The sequence below is a fragment of the Pseudohaliea sp. genome (assembly GCF_054552115.1).
Genome location: NZ_JBTOLW010000003.1, coordinates 88,689 through 106,262, shown reverse-complemented (window position 1 = coordinate 106,262; position 17,574 = coordinate 88,689). Strand labels below are relative to the sequence as shown.

The 17,574-nt window shown below is 69.6% G+C and carries 12 protein-coding genes; 4 read left to right on the top strand and 8 right to left on the bottom strand.

The genetic code is table 11. From position 1 onward, the window contains the following. Positions 1–52: 52 nt before the first annotated feature. The 3 genes from ACX93N_RS02855 to ACX93N_RS02845 are packed head-to-tail and all read left to right on the top strand — an operon-like array spanning position 53 to position 1,407. On the top strand, positions 53–313 hold the full coding sequence (locus tag ACX93N_RS02855; protein ID WP_459426877.1) for a YkoF family thiamine/hydroxymethylpyrimidine-binding protein: 261 nt from the start codon (positions 53–55) through the stop codon (positions 311–313). 3 nt (positions 314–316) lie between these two features. Further along, positions 317–910 carry a nicotinamide riboside transporter PnuC gene (gene pnuC / locus ACX93N_RS02850; protein WP_459426876.1) on the top strand — a complete coding sequence of 198 codons (594 nt, stop codon included), beginning with the start codon at positions 317–319 and terminating at the stop codon, positions 908–910. A 32-nt stretch (positions 911–942) separates the two neighbouring features. Next, on the top strand, positions 943–1,407 hold the full coding sequence (locus tag ACX93N_RS02845) for a methylated-DNA--[protein]-cysteine S-methyltransferase (RefSeq protein ID WP_459426875.1): 465 nt from the start codon (positions 943–945) through the stop codon (positions 1,405–1,407). Positions 1,408–1,437: 30 nt separating this feature from the next. On the opposite strand, the gene ACX93N_RS02840 is transcribed toward ACX93N_RS02845, so the two are convergent. The 4 genes from ACX93N_RS02840 to ACX93N_RS02825 all read right to left on the bottom strand — a co-directional run bounded on the left by ACX93N_RS02840 (position 1,438) and on the right by ACX93N_RS02825 (position 5,217). Beyond that, entirely contained in the window at positions 1,438–2,331 is an 894-nt protein-coding gene (locus ACX93N_RS02840; RefSeq protein WP_459426874.1) for a fructose bisphosphate aldolase, read from the bottom strand. Positions 2,332–2,446: 115 nt separating this feature from the next. Then, positions 2,447–2,950 carry a CIA30 family protein gene (locus ACX93N_RS02835; RefSeq protein ID WP_459426873.1) on the bottom strand — a complete coding sequence of 168 codons (504 nt, stop codon included), beginning with the start codon at positions 2,948–2,950 and terminating at the stop codon, positions 2,447–2,449. Next, positions 2,951–3,922, bottom strand: coding sequence for a CDF family Co(II)/Ni(II) efflux transporter DmeF (gene dmeF / locus ACX93N_RS02830; RefSeq protein WP_459426872.1), 972 nt, complete (start codon positions 3,920–3,922; stop codon positions 2,951–2,953). 71 nt (positions 3,923–3,993) lie between these two features. After that, complete coding sequence (locus ACX93N_RS02825; protein ID WP_459426871.1) at positions 3,994–5,217, bottom strand: class I SAM-dependent RNA methyltransferase; 1,224 nt, start codon at positions 5,215–5,217, stop codon at positions 3,994–3,996. Between the two features lie 24 nt (positions 5,218–5,241). On the opposite strand from ACX93N_RS02825, the gene ACX93N_RS02820 reads away from it, so the two are divergent. Continuing rightward, positions 5,242–6,852: a phospholipase D family protein gene (locus ACX93N_RS02820; protein ID WP_459426870.1), complete on the top strand. Its 1,611-nt coding sequence runs from the start codon at positions 5,242–5,244 to the stop codon at positions 6,850–6,852. A 60-nt stretch (positions 6,853–6,912) separates the two neighbouring features. Here the strand turns inward: ACX93N_RS02820 and ACX93N_RS02815 are convergent, their stop codons facing one another. From ACX93N_RS02815 to ACX93N_RS02800, 4 genes are all read right to left on the bottom strand, one after another. Next, a complete protein-coding gene (locus ACX93N_RS02815) occupies positions 6,913–7,377 on the bottom strand; it encodes a cytochrome c (protein ID WP_459426869.1) in 465 nt (154 codons plus the stop codon). Positions 7,378–7,389: 12 nt separating this feature from the next. Beyond that, positions 7,390–11,028 carry an SDR family NAD(P)-dependent oxidoreductase gene (locus ACX93N_RS02810; RefSeq protein WP_459426868.1) on the bottom strand — a complete coding sequence of 1,213 codons (3,639 nt, stop codon included), beginning with the start codon at positions 11,026–11,028 and terminating at the stop codon, positions 7,390–7,392. Further along, the gene (locus ACX93N_RS02805) at positions 11,025–16,442 is read right to left on the bottom strand and encodes an AMP-binding protein (RefSeq protein WP_459426867.1); all 5,418 of its coding nucleotides are present in this window, start codon (positions 16,440–16,442) and stop codon (positions 11,025–11,027) included. Before ACX93N_RS02805 ends, ACX93N_RS02810 begins: the two co-directional genes overlap by 4 nt. A gap of 113 nt (positions 16,443–16,555) precedes the next feature. Further along, positions 16,556–17,512: a deoxyhypusine synthase family protein gene (locus ACX93N_RS02800; protein WP_459426941.1), complete on the bottom strand. Its 957-nt coding sequence runs from the start codon at positions 17,510–17,512 to the stop codon at positions 16,556–16,558. Positions 17,513–17,574 lie beyond the last annotated feature (62 nt).

The following is a 17,574-nucleotide window of genomic DNA, read 5'->3' as shown; positions in this document are numbered from 1 at the left end:
CGCCACCTGCAGCGGCTATACTGGCGGCCCCGCAGCAAGCCCGGAACACCCCATGGAACTGACCGCCGAACTCAGCCTCTACCCGCTGCGCGAGGATTACGAGCCGCCGATCCGCGCGCTGATCGACGACCTGGCCGCCGAGGCCGGGCTCACGGTGGTGACCAATGCCATGAGCACGCAGCTCCGCGGTGACTTCGACACGGTGATGAGCACTGTGGCCGGCGCCCTGCGCGCCAGCGCAGAGCGCTTCGGCAGGCAGGTGCTCGTGTGCAAGTTCATTCCAGGTGCGCTGGCTATCGACGCGGCGCCCTGACCGGTGGCGGCGGCCTGGCAATGGCTCGCAACCTGGGAGGCGCTCGCCGTCCTCCTCGGCATCGCCTACCTGCTGCTGGCGGCTCGGGAAAGCCTCTGGTGCTGGTGTGCCGCCTTTGCCAGTACGGCGATCTTTCTCGTGCTCTTCTGGCAGGTCCGCCTGTACCTGGAGTCGGCGCTTCAGGTCTACTACCTCGGCATGGCGGTCTACGGCTGGTGGCAGTGGAAACGCCCCGGTGAGGCCGGCACCCTGGCGATCAGCCGCTTCGGACCGCGGGATCACTTTCTCGCCATCACCGGCGTCCTCGTGCTGTCCGTCCTGTCCGGGGCGCTCCTGACCCGCTATACCGATGCCGCGCTGCCGTATCTCGACGCCTTCACCACCTGGGGGGCCATCGTCACCACGTGGATGGTGGCGCGGAAGATCCTGGAGAACTGGCTGTACTGGATCGTCGTCGATGGGGTGAGCATTGTGCTCTACCTTGACCGGGGACTGGAACTGACAGCGGCGCTTTTCGCCGCGTATCTCGTGATCGTAACCGTCGGTTTTTTCACCTGGCGGCGCCACTACCGCGCGCAGGTCGCGCTTTCGGGCTAAGCTTGTCGGATGGCCGCGCGGCGGAGACCGACATGCTGAGCGCAACCCTCCTGGCTACGCCCGTGGGCTCCCTGCAGCTGATTGCCCGCGACGGGCTGCTCGAGCGGATCGCCTTCCCCGGTACCCACGTTGAGCGTCTCCCCGCGGGCGACGCGCCCGTGCTCAGCCGCGCCGCGGCGCAGCTGGGCGAATACTTCGCGGGACGGCGCCGTGTCTTTGACCTGCCTCTGGCTGCCGCGGGAACGGCATTCCAGGAAACGGTGTGGGCGGCGCTCGCGGCCATCCCCTTCGGCGAGACGCGCAGCTACGGTGACCTCGCCCGCGACCTGGGCCGGCCCCGGGCCGTGCGCGCCGTCGGGGCGGCCAACGGCCGCAACCCGCTGCCCATCGTCGTGCCCTGCCACCGGGTGATCGGCGCCGACGGCAGTCTGACGGGCTACGCCGGCGGCACGGCGCGCAAGCGCTGGCTGCTGGAGCTGGAAGGCTGGCGCGGCTGAGGGGCCGCGCCCGGGGGATCAGCCCGGCGACTAGGTCGCCGAGGCGTCGTAGATGCTCTGGATCGAGCGGTTTAGGGCGGCGTTGAACTCGTCGTCGCTCTGCTGCGCGGACAGCCCCTCGGTCAGGGCGCGGGAGAAGCTGGCGATCACGCCCGGGTTGCGGGCGAGGCGCTCGTTTGCCTCCGCGCGGCTGTAGCCGCCGGACAGGGCCACGACCCGGAGCACTGCCGGGTGGTCGACGCAGGCACTGTAGAAACCGTCCTCTTCAGGCAGCGTCAGCTTGAGCATGACCTGCCGTCCGTCACCGAGCTGGTCCAGCGCGGCGAGGATGCCTGCCTTGAGCTGCTGCTCCGCGGCGGCCTTGTCGGGGCAGCGGATGTCGACCTCCGGCTCGACGATCGGCACGAGCCCCGCGTCTATGATGCGGCCGGCGACCTCGAACTGCTGTGCCACCACGGCGTCGATGCCGGCATCGTTCGCCTCCTTGATGACCGAGCGCATCTTGGTGCCGAAAATCCCGGCGCTGACCGCGCGGCCGAGCAGGTCGTCTAGCCCCGGCATGGGCTTCATGCGCTGCACGCCGTCGGCGAGCTCGTCGAGGCCCTTGTCGACCTTGAGGAAGGGCACGACGTGCTTGACGCCCCAGAGGTACTCGGGCGTCGCCCGGCCCAGGACTTCCCGCTCCATGGTGTCCTCGAACAGGATGGCGCCGAGGATGCGGTCCCCGTCGAAGGCCGGGGCAGTCATGATCCGCGTGCGCATGGCGTGCACGAGGTCGAACATCTCGGCGTCGGTGGACCAGGCATCCTCCTCGATACCATAGAGGTGCAGGGCCTTCGGGGTGCTGCCTCCGCTCTGGTCCAGGGCGGCGATGAAGCCGGTGGCGCTGCGGATTTTCTCGCGTTGTTCGTCGACTTGGCTCACGGGTGCTTTCCGTTCAGGTGGTGGCTGGGGGAGCGGGGCTGCGCGGACAGGGTCCGGCCCCGCAGCTCTATGTTAGGCCATAGGAGGTGGCGCCGTGAAGGCGGCGTGTGTGCGGTCAATAGAAACGCAGGTCACCGAGGGCGAGATCCACCGGCCCCGGCTGGCCGATGGCCACGAGGCCGATGCGGCGCAGCCGGGAAAGGTCCAGGGACGCTTCGAGGCGGTGCGGGGCAAAGACGGTAAAGGGCAGGGTGACGGTGGTCCAGGTTTCCGGGACCCGGAAGCGGGCCCGGTAGCTCTGCCAGGGGCGCCGGACGTCGTCCGTGCGCAGGTGCAGGCCGTATTCCTCGCCGTCGCCGCAGACCGTCAGGGAAAGCCCCGTGAAGCCGCTCGCATCGACGCTGCTGCCGTCCGCGGCGAGATCGATGGCCATCTGCAGGAACCCCCCGTTGTTGGCGAGGCTCACGGTCCCGGTCAGGCGCCGGGCGCGACGGCCGGCGACAAGTTCCGTGCGCAGCTGCCCGCCCGAGACCCCACCCATCACCGTGTCCGCGACACAGGTCCAGCGGCCGCCGCCGGGCGGGTCGCCGTTGAGGTCGTCGATGATCGCGGCTGTCATTCAGCCCTGCCCCGGGCAGCGGTGAATTTCCACGGTGGCATGGACGACGCGCAGGTCGACGGGCAGGCGGGCCTTCACGTCACCGGGCGTGAGTTCATCGTGGCTCACCACGGCGATTTCGGCCGCGTGCAGGCCCGGTCCGATGGACCACAGGTGCAGGTCGGTGACGCTGTCGTGGCCGTGGCTCTCGATGGCGCGCCTCAGCTGGTCACACAGCGGCTCGGGCGCCTGCCGGTCGAGCAAGGTATGACTGGTGTCGCGCAGGAGGCCCGCAGACCAGCGTGCTACCAGGAGCGCACCGACGATGCCCATGGCAGGGTCCATCCAGTTGAGGCCGAGGTACTTGCCGGCGAGCAGGGCGAAGATGGCCAGCAGCGAGGTCAGCGCGTCGGCGAGGACGTGGAGGTAGGCTGAGCGCAGGTTGTGGTCATGTCCGTGGGCGTGTTCATGGTCGTGATCAAGGCTGTGCTCATGATAATGGCCATGCCCGTGTCCATGGCTGTGCCCGTGGTCGTGATCCCCTCCCAACAGCAAGACGGAGACACCATTCACGATGAGGCCGAGCACGGCTACGCCGATGGCCTGGTCAAAGGCGATGGGCACCGGCGCAATGAAGCGCGCCACGCTCTCCCAGGCCATGGCGAGGCTGAAAGCGGCGAGCAGCAGGGCGCCGGTGAAGCCTCCCAGCGCGTTCACCTTGCCGGTGCCGAAGCTGAAGCTCGGGTTGGCGGCGTGACGCCGCGCATAGACATAGGCGAAGGCCGTTATGCCCAGGGCCACGGTATGCGAGGCCATGTGCAGGCCGTCGGCGAGCAGGGCCATGGAGCCGAAGAGTATGCCGGTGCTGATTTCGAGGACCATGGTGGCGGCGGTAAGGACGATGACGAGCAGCGTGCGCCGCTCGCCCGCACGGCGCCGGTCCTGGCCGAAGACGTGGCGGTGGGTCCAGAGATGCAGGTTGTCGCTGTGCATGGTATCTCCCGCTCAAGGGTCATGCCGATGGTACGCGCCCGGCGCCGCCGGCTCACCCCCCCTGGCAGGCGTCAGGCGGGCCGGGATAGCGTCGCCAGCAATTCCAGGTGCGGTGTGTGGGGGAACAGGTCCAGGGGCTGTACCTCATCGAGGTGGAAGCCGGCGTCGAACAGTGCCTCGAGGTCGCGGGCGAAGGTGGCGACATCGCAGGAGATGTAACGAATCGCGCTGAGTCGGGGGGCGCGCCTGATGAAGGCCGGCAGCTGGCGCAGGCCCTCGCGGGGCGGGTCCATCACCAGCAGCTCCGCGCTCGCGAGCGCTGTTTCCAACGCGACCGGGGCCGTTTCGGTAAAGAGGTCCAGCGCCAGCGTGTTGACGGCGGGCAGGCCCCGGGTTTGCAGGGTGGCGATGGCGTCGCCGGCGCTGTCCAAGGCCAGCACGGGGCGGCAGCCGCCCGCTGCCAGCACGTCCGTGAAATTGCCGGAGCCGGCGAAGAGCTCCACGGCGGGGCGTCCCGCCAGGTCTGTGATCGAACCGGCCAGCCACTCGCGCATGCGCGTATTCTGCGCGCTGTTGCCCTGGCGGAAGGCCTGCGGCGCATTCGGCGTGACGGCCTCCGGACCCTGCTCGTCGTCGATCGGCAGGACGGTGAGCGGGCCGCGGCGCCGCGGTCGCCAGGCGGGTTCCGGCAGTTGCGCCCGCAGGGCCGCGAGGGTCTCGCGGTTGCGCGCCGTGAGTACCGGGCAGTCGTCGATCGGTGCCAGCCGGTTGGAGCCGGCGGCGAGAAAGCCGATGCGCTCGCCGTCGCTGCGCAGGCGGGCGCGGTTGCGGTAGCCCAGCGTCTCGGGGGCTGCCCAGATGGGTGCCTGCGCCTCGGCGACCCCGAGACGTTCGAGTGCCTGGCGCAGCCGGGCCTCCTTGGCCGCGAGCTGTGCGTCGTAGGCCATGAACTGCCAGGGACAGCCGCCGCAGCGCGCGTCGTCATGGCCGTGGTGCGGGCACGGGGGCGATACCCGGTCGGGGGAGGGCGCTTCCAGCGCGACCAGCGCACCGGTGGCGGCGCGGCCGCGGCGGCCGGTGATCCGGAAGCGGCCGCGCTCGCCAAGCCAGGCGCCGGGCACGAAGCACACCTGGCCGCCGGGGTGTTCCACGATACCCTCGCCGGTCGCCGCCACATCCCGTACCGTTCCCGGGAACTCATCGCCGATCGCGGGCGCCTGCCGTGAAAGCCGGCGACGCGCCTGTGTCGGGCCGCGGGGCTTGCCGCGGCGTTGCGGAGGTGCTTTCCTCGGCATGACTGGGTATCCAGGATGGTCGCGATGAGCGGGATGCTACCGGAGATAGGGGCGCTGCGCGGAATTTTCCGCCGCGTTCGCGAAGGCGGCGCCCTGCGCGCCGGCAGGAAGTTGCTGGGTGGTGCGCTGCTGCTGGTGGTCGCGGGTTGCGCGTCCATCGACCGGGATTACCCGCGCGAAGCCGCCTACGCTCTGCCGCCAGCGGATACGCAGCTCGCGCGGTCCGTCGCGCCGCTCCTTCAGGGTCGACCGGCCGGGCACGCGGGATTCCACGTTATCAGCGACGGCATTGACGCCCTGGCGATCCGCCTGCTGCTGGCTGCCCGGGCCGACACCAGCATCGACCTGCAGTACTACCTGATCAAGAACGACCTCACGGGCCGTGCCCTGGTGGCGGCGCTGCTGGATGCGGCGGACCGGGGGGTGCGTGTGCGCCTGCTCCTCGATGACGTATTCACGGGGGGCTACGACGAAGGCCTGGCGGCTCTGCACACGCACCCGAACATCGCCATCCGTATCTTCAACCCTTTCCGCCGCGGAGCCCTGGGGCGTGCCGTTAGCGGTGTGACGGAGTTCCGGCGCATCAACCGGCGCATGCACAACAAATCCTTCACCGTGGACGGCCAGGTGACGGTCGTCGGGGGGCGCAACATCGCAGACGAGTATTTCGGGGCCCGCGAGGATGCGCGCTTCTCGGACCTCGATGTGCTCGCCGTCGGCCCGGTCGTCGCCGACGTGTCGGTGATGTTCGACCGCTACTGGAACCACGAGACAGCGTTGCCCGTGCCGGCTTTCGCGCGCATGCCGGAAGACCCCGCGGCGGCCCTGGCGCAGCTGCGAAGAGTGGTCGCCGACTGGAAGGCGGAAATCGCAGCTTCCCGCTACGCCGAGGCACTCAGGCGCAACGCGCTGCACCTGTTGGACGAGAGTGCCGGCAGCCTGACCTGGGCGCCTTACACGCTGATCTACGATTCGCCGGACAAGGGTGTACCGTCCCGCGCCGGTGAAGCGCCCCTGATCACGGCGCCGCTGGCCGATGCCTTCCGCGCTGCGCAGGAGGAGGTGTTCATCGTGTCGCCCTACTTCGTACCCCGGCGCAGCGGGGTGGCGGCCCTGGCGGGCTTGGTTGACCGAGGGGTCACTGTAACAGTGGTCACCAACGCGCTGGCGGCGAACAACCAGTTCGCGGTGCATGCAGGCTATGCGCCGTCGCGCAAGCCGCTCCTCGAAGCCGGTGTGGCGCTCTACGAGACGAGGCCGGACGCTGACGTCGCCGGCGCCGAGCTGGTCGCCGCCAGCGGCGCGAAGGCGACGCTGCATACGAAGGCCTTCATCATCGACCAGCGCGAGCTGTTCATCGGCTCCTTCAACTTCGACCCGCGCTCCGCGAACCTGAATACCGAATCCGGCGTGATCATCCGCTCAGCCGCGCTGGCGCGGGGAATCAACGACCTTGTCGTAGCGGCGCTGCCGGAGCAGACCTACGCGCTGTTCCTCGAGGAGCACGGGCGCCTGCGCTGGCGCGATCAGCGGGATGGCATTGAGCGCGTATGGACCCACGAGCCGGAGACGAGCTGGTGGACCCGCGCGGTGGCTGGCTTCATGCGCCTGCTGCCGATCCGCAGCCAGCTTTAGTCACACAGAACCGCTCTCCGGGCGGTCTACCGCTTCAGTTCCCGGAAATGCACGTGATGCCTACTCGAGTCGATAGGCCGAGTGGCAGGAAACGCAGGCGCCCAGCACGGGCGAGAGTGCCTTCAGCGCCGCCTCGGCATCGCCCTCGCGGGCGACGTCGGCGAAGTGGCTGGCCGCTTCGTGCATGCCGATACCGACGCTGCGCATGGGTGATGGGAAGAAGCGCCCGGGGCCCATGCCCCGGGTCGCGGCCGCGTGTTTGCCCATGGAGGACAGGCCGAGGTCGCGCTCTGCCACCTCGGCCGCGCCTGCAAGATCCCCCTTGCCCAGCAGGTCGACGAGCTGCTGCACCGTGGCAGTGTGCTGGATCATCTCCTCGCGCAGGAGCGCCCGCTGCAGCGGCGGCATGGCGACGGCCTCGCGGCTGTCCTCAGGCACGGCCGCCGCCGTTGCGCGTGCCGACTCCGGCGCCGCGTGGGCGCTAGCGCCGAGCGTCAGTAAAGCGAGCAGGGGCCAGTGTCGCATGGAGACCTCCAGTCAGACGGTAACCGCGTTACCGCGGAAGATCCGCGCCAGGTAGCGGCTTTCCGCCGGGCTCGGCGCGGGGACGGCGCACTGCAGCACCGCCTGCACCAGGCGCTCCATCTCCTCCTCGAGCTCCTGCTCGTTCGCCGGCTCCTCGGCCCGGGCGCGGCGGGTGAGCTGCACCTGGTTGACCGCCGGCGTCGTCGGCAGCCGCTCCGTCTCCACGCCCAGGGTCACCGTGAAGGCGTGCAGCGCGTTCTTCACGAAGAGGGCGAGGGCGAACTCCTCCCGGGAGGAGACGAAAGAGGTGTCCGGCGTCAGCAGCACGATCTGGCAGTTCGGCACCAGCGCCGCCCGGCGGGCGACGCGGAAGTGGTGCGTGAGCTGTTCCTCGACCAGCCGCGCGAAGTCCGTGTGCGAGAGCACCCGGTCCCAGGACTCGCCCTTCTCCGCCGCGAGGGCGTTGAAGGGCAGCCGCGCGAAGGGCGCGCTCACGACCACGTCGAAGCCGCCCTGATTGTGCAGGAGGTCGTCCAGGGCCGCTTCCAGGTCGTCGCCGATCACGCGCACGTCGATCGGGATGCTGGCCTTCGGCTCCAGGCCGTGCTGGATTTCCTCCTGTGCTTCCTTCGAGCGGGTGAGCACGGACAGCGACGCGATGCCGAGGTCGATGAAGCCCTCGCCGATGGCGGCGAGCTCCTCGCGCATGGCGTCGCCGATGAGCACGACGCGCTTGCCCTTGAGCTTTGCCAGGCGCTCCCGGTCCGGCGGCAGCAGCAGTTCACCCTCGGTGACGGAGCGGTCGAACTTGAGGCCGCCGGAGGGGTGGAAGGTCTCGCCGCTGGCGATGTCGTCGGCGAGGTGGAACACCGTCGACAGGCCGATCTGCTCGTCCGTGGGCATCTTGTGCAGGTGCAGCCTGTTGAGGATGCCGGTCTCGATACCCTTCGCCGCCTTCTTCACGGCGCTGTCGTCGAAGAACGGTGTTGGCGTGTCGACGAAGCTATCCAGGAACTGCTCGGCAATGGCCGGCGGGAACAGGCCGCCGGTGGTGAGCCGGTCCATGAGCTTGCCGGCGAGGTCCCGGTTGAGCAGGTAGGCGGTGGAGTTGCCGCCTTCCCGGCTCTCCTCCACCTGCACGAACAGCTTGGCCAGCGCCTTCGCCGTGCGCGGCAGCTTGATGTCACCCACCGCGTTCTTCGCCAGCACCAGCAGGTCCTCGGGCGTCATGCCCTCGCCGAGGGCGGCGAGGACTGCGGCATGGATGCGGTTCAGGCGCTTGTTTTCCAGCACCAGGCGGCCGCGGCGCTCGAACAGCCCCGGCGCACCGCCGAGGCCGCGCAGGCGGGCGCCGTCCACCGGCCCCGGGGCCAGGGCGTTGATCTGGATCTCTGGCCCGAGGTGGCGCGACAGGATCTCCGCGAGGACACGCTGGCCGGCCTTGGAAACGGCGTAGTCGGCGCGGTTCGGGTAGGCCACGGCCACGTACTTTTCGCCGCCGAAGTAGCTGGAGACGTTCATGACCACACCGGACCCGCGCGCCTTCATGAGCGGCGCGTACTTGCGGATGAGCGAGTAGTTCGAGATGAGGTTCGCATCCATGGTGCGGTTCCACGCCTCGAGGGTCATGTCGACGACCATTTCCTCGGCGCCGGAGATGCCGGCGTTGTTGATCAGGAAATCGACATGGCCGAAGAGGTCGATGGAGTGCTGGAAGAGCTTTTCCAGGGACGCCCCGTCACCGACGTCGGTATCCGCGAGGATATGCACCCGCTCCTCCGGCGTCGGATAGCCGATGCCGCGCAGTTCCTCCACGATCTCGTCGCGGGCCTCGCGGAGCCTGGGCTCGCTGCGCGCCGAGAGCAGGACCCGCGCGCCGGCGATGGCGAGGAAGCGGCCGAGCTGCAGGCCGATACCGAGGCTGCCGCCGGTGATGACCGCGGTCTTGCCCTTGTGCAGGCCCGGGAGCACGCGCTGGATCGCTGCGGGCATGCTGCCCTTGCCGGTGGCGCGCTTGATGCTTTTCGGTACCCAGAGATTGATCGGGTCCATGCGCCGGACCCGGTTGGTGAGCGTGGCCGCCCAGTCCGCCGAGAAGGTGAGGTTGTCCTCCTCCTGGTTGTCATAGCGCACCAGCTGGTTCGGCAGCACCGACCAGCATCGCTCGCCCTTCTTCTGCTGTTGCGAGTCCTCGTGGCGCCAGGTGCGCAGCAGTGCCTCGATGGCGGCCCGCTTGATCTCGTTCAGGTAGTTGCCGTGACCGTCGCTCGGGTTGGTGACGTAGGTCAGCGCCGGAGCCTCGGTGATCGTGCCCCAGCGGTCCAGGTTGTTGGCCAGAGCCCTGGCGAAGGCTACAGGGGAGACGATCTCGTCGCGGACGAAGTCCGCCACGTCCTCGTCGCCGGCGGTGCTCAGGGAGTAGCCGTGCACGCCATTGCCCGAGCGCGGCAGTACGACGACGGCATCGAGGCGGCCGAAATGGTCGCGGATGTAGTCGAAGCAGCGGTCGGCGGATTCACCGCGAAGCGGTTCCAGGTGCAAGAGGTGCAGCTGGTCGAGCCCGCGGGACGCCGTGAGCGAGCGGGCATAGCCGAGGGCCTCCAGGGTGCGGAAGGCGAGGACGACGCGGGCGCCGCTCACCAGGTGGCGCTCGGCGAACACCAGCGCCTCCTCGTACTCGCTGCCGCCCAGGATGAACACGACCTGACCGGTCAGGTCCTCGAGGCGCTTGTCCGGCCAGGATACGAGCTTGGCGCGGCTCTGCGCCGGCACCTGCATGCCGTTGGTGACCTCGAAGGCGTGGCCGGACAGCGACGCCGACTCCCCGGTCGACAGGAAGGTGATGGTGGAGGCGACGTCCGCGGGTGTCGGGTAGCGGTACTCCAGCTCCCCGTCCGGCCCGGGGCGGCGCGCGATCATCAGGTCGCGGAACTCCTTCGAGGTGCTGCCCGGCTCGGCGCCCTGCAGCGCATCCATGTTGGCGAACACATTGTCGATGCGTTCCGACTCGATGGGGCCGGGGAAGACGGTGTTCACCCGGATACCGCGTTCGTCACCGAGCTCCAGCGCTAGGCCGTGGGAGAGGGCATTGAGGCCGCTCTTGGGGACCGTGTAGGGGATGCGTCCGTAATAATGCGTGCGCGAGAAGATCGTCGAGACGTTCACGATGGAACCGCACTCCGCCATGTGGGGCACCACGGCGCGTGCCATGTTCCAGGGTGCGGCGAGCAGGTTCATGGCGGAGTCGAGCATGGTCTGGTCGTCGCCGCGGGCGCGCATCTCCGCCTCGCTGAAGGGGATCTCGCGCAGCGTGCGCCGCGGCCCGGCGGCGCCGGCATTGTTTACCAGCACGTCGATGCGGCCGAAGTGCTCGAGGGCCGTGGCGACGATGTCGCGGCAGACCTGTGGGTCGGCGGTATCGCCGAGGGCCGGCGCCATCGCCGCGCGGTCGAACCCTTCCGCGGCGAGCTCGTCCATGAACGCCTCGAGCTTGTCGGCGTTGCGCCCCGTCATCACCACCTTTGCGCCCTCACGCAGCAGGCTGCGGGAAATCCAGCTGCCGATACTGCCGGCGGCGCCGGTGAGGATGATGACCTTGTCCGCGAGGCGGGCCCCGGCGGTGCTGGCGGTGGGTGTGGTGTTGTCGTTCATCGCAGTGCTCCTGCCGATCCCGTATCGATGTGTTGCAGGGTCTCGCCCCGTTTCTCCGCCTCGCGGATGGCCCAGGCGCGGTACAGCTCGTCGCGCGTCTTCAGGCCCGCCCGCGGCAGGCCGTGCACGGCCACGTAGTTGGCGCCGGCGTGGCGGTTCTCCCACATGGCCTGGTGTGCCTCGTGGATCTCCTCGAGGGGCACCGGCACCGGGGCCATCACGTCACCCATGCCCGCGGCGATGCGCTCCTGCATCTCGGCGAACTCCCGCGCCGTGTTCAGGTGCGTGCCGCGGATTTCCGCGCTGGGCATGAGGATGCGCCGCTGGCGCATCCACACCTGCGGGGCGTAGAAGGACAGGCGCTGGCCGGCGAGGTCCTCGGCATAGACCACCTTGCCGACGTTCGGCTTGACCAGTGCGGTGGCGAGGCCGAGGCCGTCGCGGCCCGGGCGCTCGAAGACCACGTCCGGCAGGCCGCGCTTGTCCAGGGTATTGCGCAGGAACGGCGCGACTGCCGAGCCGATGGGCTTGAGCGTGCGATCGGAGAAGCGGCGCACCGCTTCCTTGAACTCCGCGGATTCGTTGAACGCGTCCGGCAGCACCGGGAAGGGTCCCGGCGGGTCGAACTCGTCGCCGAGGCGGCGGGCGATGGCGTCGATGCTGACAACGCCCGTAAGGCGCGTGCCGAAGCCGAGGGAGGTCACGAACTCCCGCTGCGATACCGTGTCGGCGAGCACGGCGACCTGGGCGCCCAGGCTGCAGCCTACCTCGATGGCTTCGATGGCCACCGGGTCGACGATGCCGTCCCCGGCGCCGGGGCCATAGACCACCAGCAGCGTGTTGCCGGCGCGCAGGCCGGCGCGCTCGAACACGGCCGCCGGCGTCGAGGCGCCCGGCTTGCCCATGAACGAGAAACGGTAACCCGAGGATGCACCGTAGAAGGTAAGCACACCGTTCTCGCCGAGCGCCTGGAAGGAGCGGGGGAAGGCGTTCTCGCCGGCGTGGGAGACCACGTAGTCGACGTCGCCGCCGGCAGCGCTGCGCACGAAGTCCACGAACGGCTCGCCGGCTTTCTCCCAGGCGTCCCAGCCCGCGGGGTCGTCCGGCACCGGCGTGAAGCAGCCGGCCCAGCGCTCGTCGCGGCGGTTCACCGGCTCGCCGCCGAAGGCGCGGACGCGCTCGCCGCGCGCGTCCGAGGAGACCATGCCGACCACGGACAGCCCGGTCTGCCGCGCCGTGCGCAGGCAGTCGAGGCCGGTGCCCGTGGCCGCACCCTCGACGAAGAGGCGGCGCCCGGGCTGGATGTCCAGGGTCGTGAACAGGGCGCGGTGGATCGTGCCCTGGGTGAGGCCGTAGGAACCGGCCTCCTCGATGGTCAGCGTCGGCAGCTTCCTGTGCAGCTGCGGTCCCTGGACCACGAGGAACTGGGCGTGGCTGCCGTCGTTGCGCTCATAGCCCTGGATGCGGAAATCCGCTGCCATCGGGTCGAGGCCCTGGTCCGGCGACAGCAACTCGCTCTGGCCCGAGTAGATCGTCACCAGGTCGCCGACGGCGAGGCGCCCCTCGCGCACCAGCTCCTCGCCGAGCTGGGCGATGAGGGCCACGCCGCCGGAGCCGGTGACCTGCACATCGGCGTCCCGGGCATCGAAGGGAGAGACCGGGATCCCGGTGATGGCCCAGATGTCGTTGAAGTTCATCTCCGAGGCGAGCAAATAGACGAGGGCCTCGTTCGGGCCCGGCTTGGGCGTCGGGAACACCAGCAGCTTCTCGGCGACCGCCGGGTCGCCGTGCGCCGGTGCGCCGTCGACGGTGCTGCGGGCGACCCCCATGCCGTACTGGTAGGGCGGCAGCGGCGTTACCCCGGGGTAGAAGGGCGCATCGAGGGGCAGGAGCTCGCCCGCCGCCTCGAGTTCCGCTCTTGTCGCTGCATCTGCATCCGGCGCGACCGGGTTGTACTTGAGGGGCAGCGGCGCGCTGCGCCGCTCCAGGAAGGCCGTAATACCCACGGGGCCGGCCGCCGGGTCACAGACCGCCTCGGCAAAGAGCCGCGCCTCGTGCTTGAGGCCCGCGGCCTGGCCCTCGCGGGCACCGTAGCCGATGGCGTCGATGATGCGGTCGAGGCAGTGGCCGCGGCCGCCGGCGCGCAGCTGAGCGAGCGTCGGTGCCAGCCGCGGGTCCTCGAGCAGGCTGTCGTCGTAGGGCAGCTGCTTCTCCCGGGCCGCAAGGTATGCCCGATGCCGCTCCATGGCGGCCGTGAGCAGGCCGCCGCCCTCGAGATACTCGCGCACGAGCGCCATGGCGGCCTCGACTGGTCCCCGGCGTTCGACGACGACGTCGACCAGGCCGGCGGTCTCGGCTTCCTGCGCGTCCAGGGCCCGGCCGGAGGCGATCAGGCGCACCGCCTCGAGCAGCCCCTCATCACCGCGGCGCTGGTACAGGCGCCGGGTCAGCCGCTGCGTGCCGCCGTAGCCGGGCAGGAGGTTCAGGTTGATCTCCGGCTGGCCGAAGCGGGCGTGCCGGTCCGCAACCACGCAGGCGCAGGCGAGCATGAGTTCGCAGCCGCCGCCCAGGGCGGGGCCGTTGACCGCGGCGACCACGGGCTTGCCGAGGTTCTCCAGCAGCGAGAAGGCCGTGTGTGCCGCGTTCGGGGGCGTCTGCGCGGACTCGAGGTCCCCGGCCTCGCCGACTTCCAGCAGCTCCTTGACGTTGGCGCCGGCGACGAAGGCGCTGCCGGCGCCGGTGATCACCAGGGCCTCGATGTGGTCCTGGTGGGTGATGTGCTGGAGCACCGTGTTCAGCTCGTCGAGGGAGCGCTCGTTCAGGGAGTTCACCGGCGGCGAGTCGATTACCAGCAGGGCGATCTGCCGCCCGGGCAGGATGTCATGGGTCTCCACCCGCAGGTGCCGGTAGCTCTGCACGATCTGCCGCGCCTGGGCCAGCTGGCCGAAGGCCTTCCACTGCGCCACGGTGTCGCGGATTTCATCGACGACCTCCGGGTTGCGCAGCGTCGACAGGTCGCCGAGCGGGTCCCCGAGAAGCAGCGAACGAAGCGTCCGCCGCATGTACTTGCCGGAGCGGGTTTCCGGGAAGGCGGACACGACGAGAAAGTCCGAGGGCACGGCCGTAACGCCCTTTTCGGCGCGCACCAGCCCCTGCAGCCGGGCGAAATCGTCGTCGCCAAGGCGTGAGCCCGGCGCGGGGATCAGGAACGCCACCGGCGTCTCCCCCTTCTCGTCGTGCGGCGCGCCGACGACCACGGCGTTGCCCACCGGGGAATCCGAGCGCAGGGTCTTGTCGCGCAGGATGGCGCCCTCGATCTCTTCGGTGCCGATGCGGTGCCCCGAGACGTTGATCACGTCGTCCGAGCGGCCGTGCAGCGTGATGCCGCCGTCATCGAGTTCCCGCGCGTAATCGCCCTGCGTGTAGGCGAGGCCGTCGGTCCAGCGGTTGAAATAGACGTCCGCGAAGCGCTCGATGTCGCCGCGCCATGCGTCCGTGCCGAGCTTCTCCGCATCGCCCCAGATCGTGCGGGCGAGGTAGGGGTAGGGCTGAGTGAGCACGAGCTCGCCCTTCTCGCCCGCTTCGGCGCGGCGCCAGGCCGTGGCCCGGCCCGCCTCGTCCATTTCCGTGGCGATGCGGACCTCGGCCTGGATCCAGGGCAGCGGCCAGGTGCGCGCATCGGGCTTCAGGTCCTTGAGGTCGCCCCACGGGCAGGAGAACACCATGCCGCCGTGTTCCGTGGCCCAGTAGGAGTTGATGTAGCGCGGGCAGAGGCGTTCCATACCGAACTGCTGCACGGCCGGTGACACGGGCTCGGCACAGAAGGTCGCGACCTTGACGCCACTCATGTCGTAGGCGGCCATGTCCTCGATGCTGGCCGGGTCGGTCATTACCGCCTTGAGGAAGGTCGAGCCCGCCTTGAACAGGGTGACGCCGTGGCGCTCGATGGCCGAGGCGAAGCGGCCGGCGTGCGGAAACAGCGGCGAGCCCTCGACGATCACCGTGGTGATGCCCCGGGCCAGCGGCGCGGCCATCTGGTAGGATTGGCCTGTGATCCAGCCCGGATCGCCGACCACGTAGAGCCGGTCCTCATCCCTTGCATCGAACACCATGCGCATGGTGTGCGCGATGCCGGCCAGCCAGCCGCCGTGGGTGTGCACCACGCCCTTGGGTTTGCCGGTGGAGCCGGAGGTGTAGATCACGAACAGCGGCCAGTCGGCCGGTACCGGGACCGCCGGCTGGCTGCCGGCCAGGGCACGCCAGTAGTCACCGTCGTCGAGCGTATCGAGCGCCTCCAGGCTGTCTGCCCGGAAGCCGGCCTCGGCCGCCGCCGCGAGTGCCTCGCTCGTGGCGTTGGCGACGAGATCCGACGACCAGCGGTCCCGCGGCTGCACGACAACCTCCTGGCCCGTATAGCGCACCACCACGACCTGCTCTACCGTATGGCCGACGCCGGCGAGTTCCCTTGCGACGGCCGTGCGCAGCTCCGCAGAGCGCTCCGCAGGCAGGCTTTCCTCGGCGGCCAGGGCCGCGCCGAGCTCGCGCATGAGGTCGCTGCGCTCCAGGGTGATTTCCCCCGCGACGCCGTCGCGCACGGCGTTGACGATGCGATCCCGGGCCTCGCCGAGGTCGTAGTCCGCGAGCACACGCTCGAAGCAGGCCAGGGCCGCGGTGCGGGGAATGAAGTTGTCGAGGGCCTGGTCGGTGAATGCCTCCTTGTAGGGCACGACCTCCGCATTGCGGTAGCCGCCATCGGCAGTGATCACCACGCGGGCGCCGGCGTCGTAGATCCGGTCCGACAGCGTCTTGGCGGAGAAACCGCCGAAGACCGGCGTGTAGATGATGCCGAGGCGCTTGGCGGCCTCGGTGTAGTAGATCTGCTCGAGGATATTGGGCAGGTTGAAGGCGATCCGGTCGCCCCGCGAAAGGCCCAGCGTCGTCAGCACCCTGGCCCGCAGTACTGTTTCCCGCAGCAGCCGGCGGTAGCTGATGTGCTCCTCGTGCACGGGGCCGCCGCGGCCATCATTGCGGGACGGGTCCCAGCGGTCGCCCTCGAAGATGATCGCCGTGTGGCTGCCACGACCGCGCAGTACGTGCCGGTCGACCTCGTTGAAGCAGGCGTTGGTCTCGGCGCCGACATACCAGCGGTAGAAGGGGGCAGCGCTGTCGTCGAAGCCGGTGTGCCAGGGGCGCCAGTCATCCTCGTGGCCCGCTTCGGTGGCGCCGTCGGCCGAGAGGCGGTGCCAGCCGCCGGCCGGGTCGCGGTTCACCCAGCCCTCGCCGTCGAACCAGTGCAGTTCGCTGGCCGCGATGGTGCCGTGGTAGGCCCCGGGATCGTCGATGGCCTGCTGCCGTTGTGCCGCTTCGTCCGCCTCGCTGGGCAGACGCCCCCACAGGTCGCTGTTCGCCGTCACGCGATCCCTCCCCCTCAGTTGTGATGTCGTTATGGTGTGGTTGCCGATCCGCTCCCCTGGGGCCGAGGTTTGCGCGGCGGCAGGAACAATTACGCCGGCCGGCAAACGGCGGATCAGGCCACGCCACGCCAATAGGCCGGCCCGCAGGCAGCCGGTTTACGAAACGTAGAAGGGGATTCCCGCCGGTGCCAGGAGCAAATGGCACCAATCCCACGCCTCAGGCACGGGAAGGGGTGTCCCTTGACGTTCCGGGGGCTAGCGTCGCGCACGGTGGGGGGCAGTGGCGCCCACCCGGGGGGTCTACCAGTCGAGCACGTAGGCGAACACCAGGGGACCACGATGGACGCGTCGGACTCGATGATGAAGCGCGGCGTATCCACGGCCAGCTTGCCCCGGGTGATTTTCTCGTTCGGGACAGCCCCGGAATAGGAGCCGTAGCTGGTCGTGGAATCGGAAAGCTGGCAGAAGTAGCTCCACTTCGGCGTGGACCGACCGAGGTTCTGCTCCAGCATCGGCACGACGCAGATGGGAAAGCCACCGGCGATGCCGCCGCCGACCTGGAAGAAGCCGAAGCCGTGCTCGCCGCCCTCACTGGCGTACCAGTCCGCGAGCGCGATCACATAATCGATCCCGCCCTTCATTACCGACCGCTCCACCTCACTGGTGATCACGCGGGCGGCGAAGATGTTTCCCGTGGTCGAGTCCTCCCAGCCGGGCACCACCATGGGCAGGTTCTTCTCGGCAGCTGCCACCAGCCAGGAGTCCTTCGGGTCGATCTGGCAGTGCTTCTCGAGGACACCGGAGCGCAGGAGTTTGAAGAAGTACTCGTGTGGGAACCGGGCCTCGCCGGTCTCCCCGGCGCGCTGCCACAGGGCGACGATCGCTTCCTCGATGCGGCGGATGGCTTCCTCCTCCGGAATGCAGGTATCGGTGGCCCGGTTGAGGTGCCGATCGAGCAGTGCCTGCTCCCCGGCGTCGCTCAGGTTGCGGTAGTGGGGGACCCGCTCGTAATGGTCGTGGGCGACGAGGTTGTACCGGTCCTCCTCGAGGTTGGCGCCGCTGCAGGAGATGGCGTGGACCTCGCCCCGGGCGGATCATCGATCCGCCCGGGGCGGGCACGTGGCTGGCCGGG

Coding starts and splice junctions, on each gene's coding strand:
- ACX93N_RS02845 (WP_459426875.1), top strand. CDS start 943: ATGCTGAGCGCAACCCTCCTGGCTACGCCCGTGGGCTCCCTGCAGCTG.
- ACX93N_RS02815 (WP_459426869.1), bottom strand. CDS start 7,377: ATGCGACACTGGCCCCTGCTCGCTTTACTGACGCTCGGCGCTAGCGCC.
- ACX93N_RS02835 (WP_459426873.1), bottom strand. CDS start 2,950: ATGACAGCCGCGATCATCGACGACCTCAACGGCGACCCGCCCGGCGGC.
- ACX93N_RS02825 (WP_459426871.1), bottom strand. CDS start 5,217: ATGCCGAGGAAAGCACCTCCGCAACGCCGCGGCAAGCCCCGCGGCCCG.
- dmeF (WP_459426872.1), bottom strand. CDS start 3,922: ATGCACAGCGACAACCTGCATCTCTGGACCCACCGCCACGTCTTCGGC.
- ACX93N_RS02810 (WP_459426868.1), bottom strand. CDS start 11,028: ATGAACGACAACACCACACCCACCGCCAGCACCGCCGGGGCCCGCCTC.
- ACX93N_RS02820 (WP_459426870.1), top strand. CDS start 5,242: ATGAGCGGGATGCTACCGGAGATAGGGGCGCTGCGCGGAATTTTCCGC.
- ACX93N_RS02855 (WP_459426877.1), top strand. CDS start 53: ATGGAACTGACCGCCGAACTCAGCCTCTACCCGCTGCGCGAGGATTAC.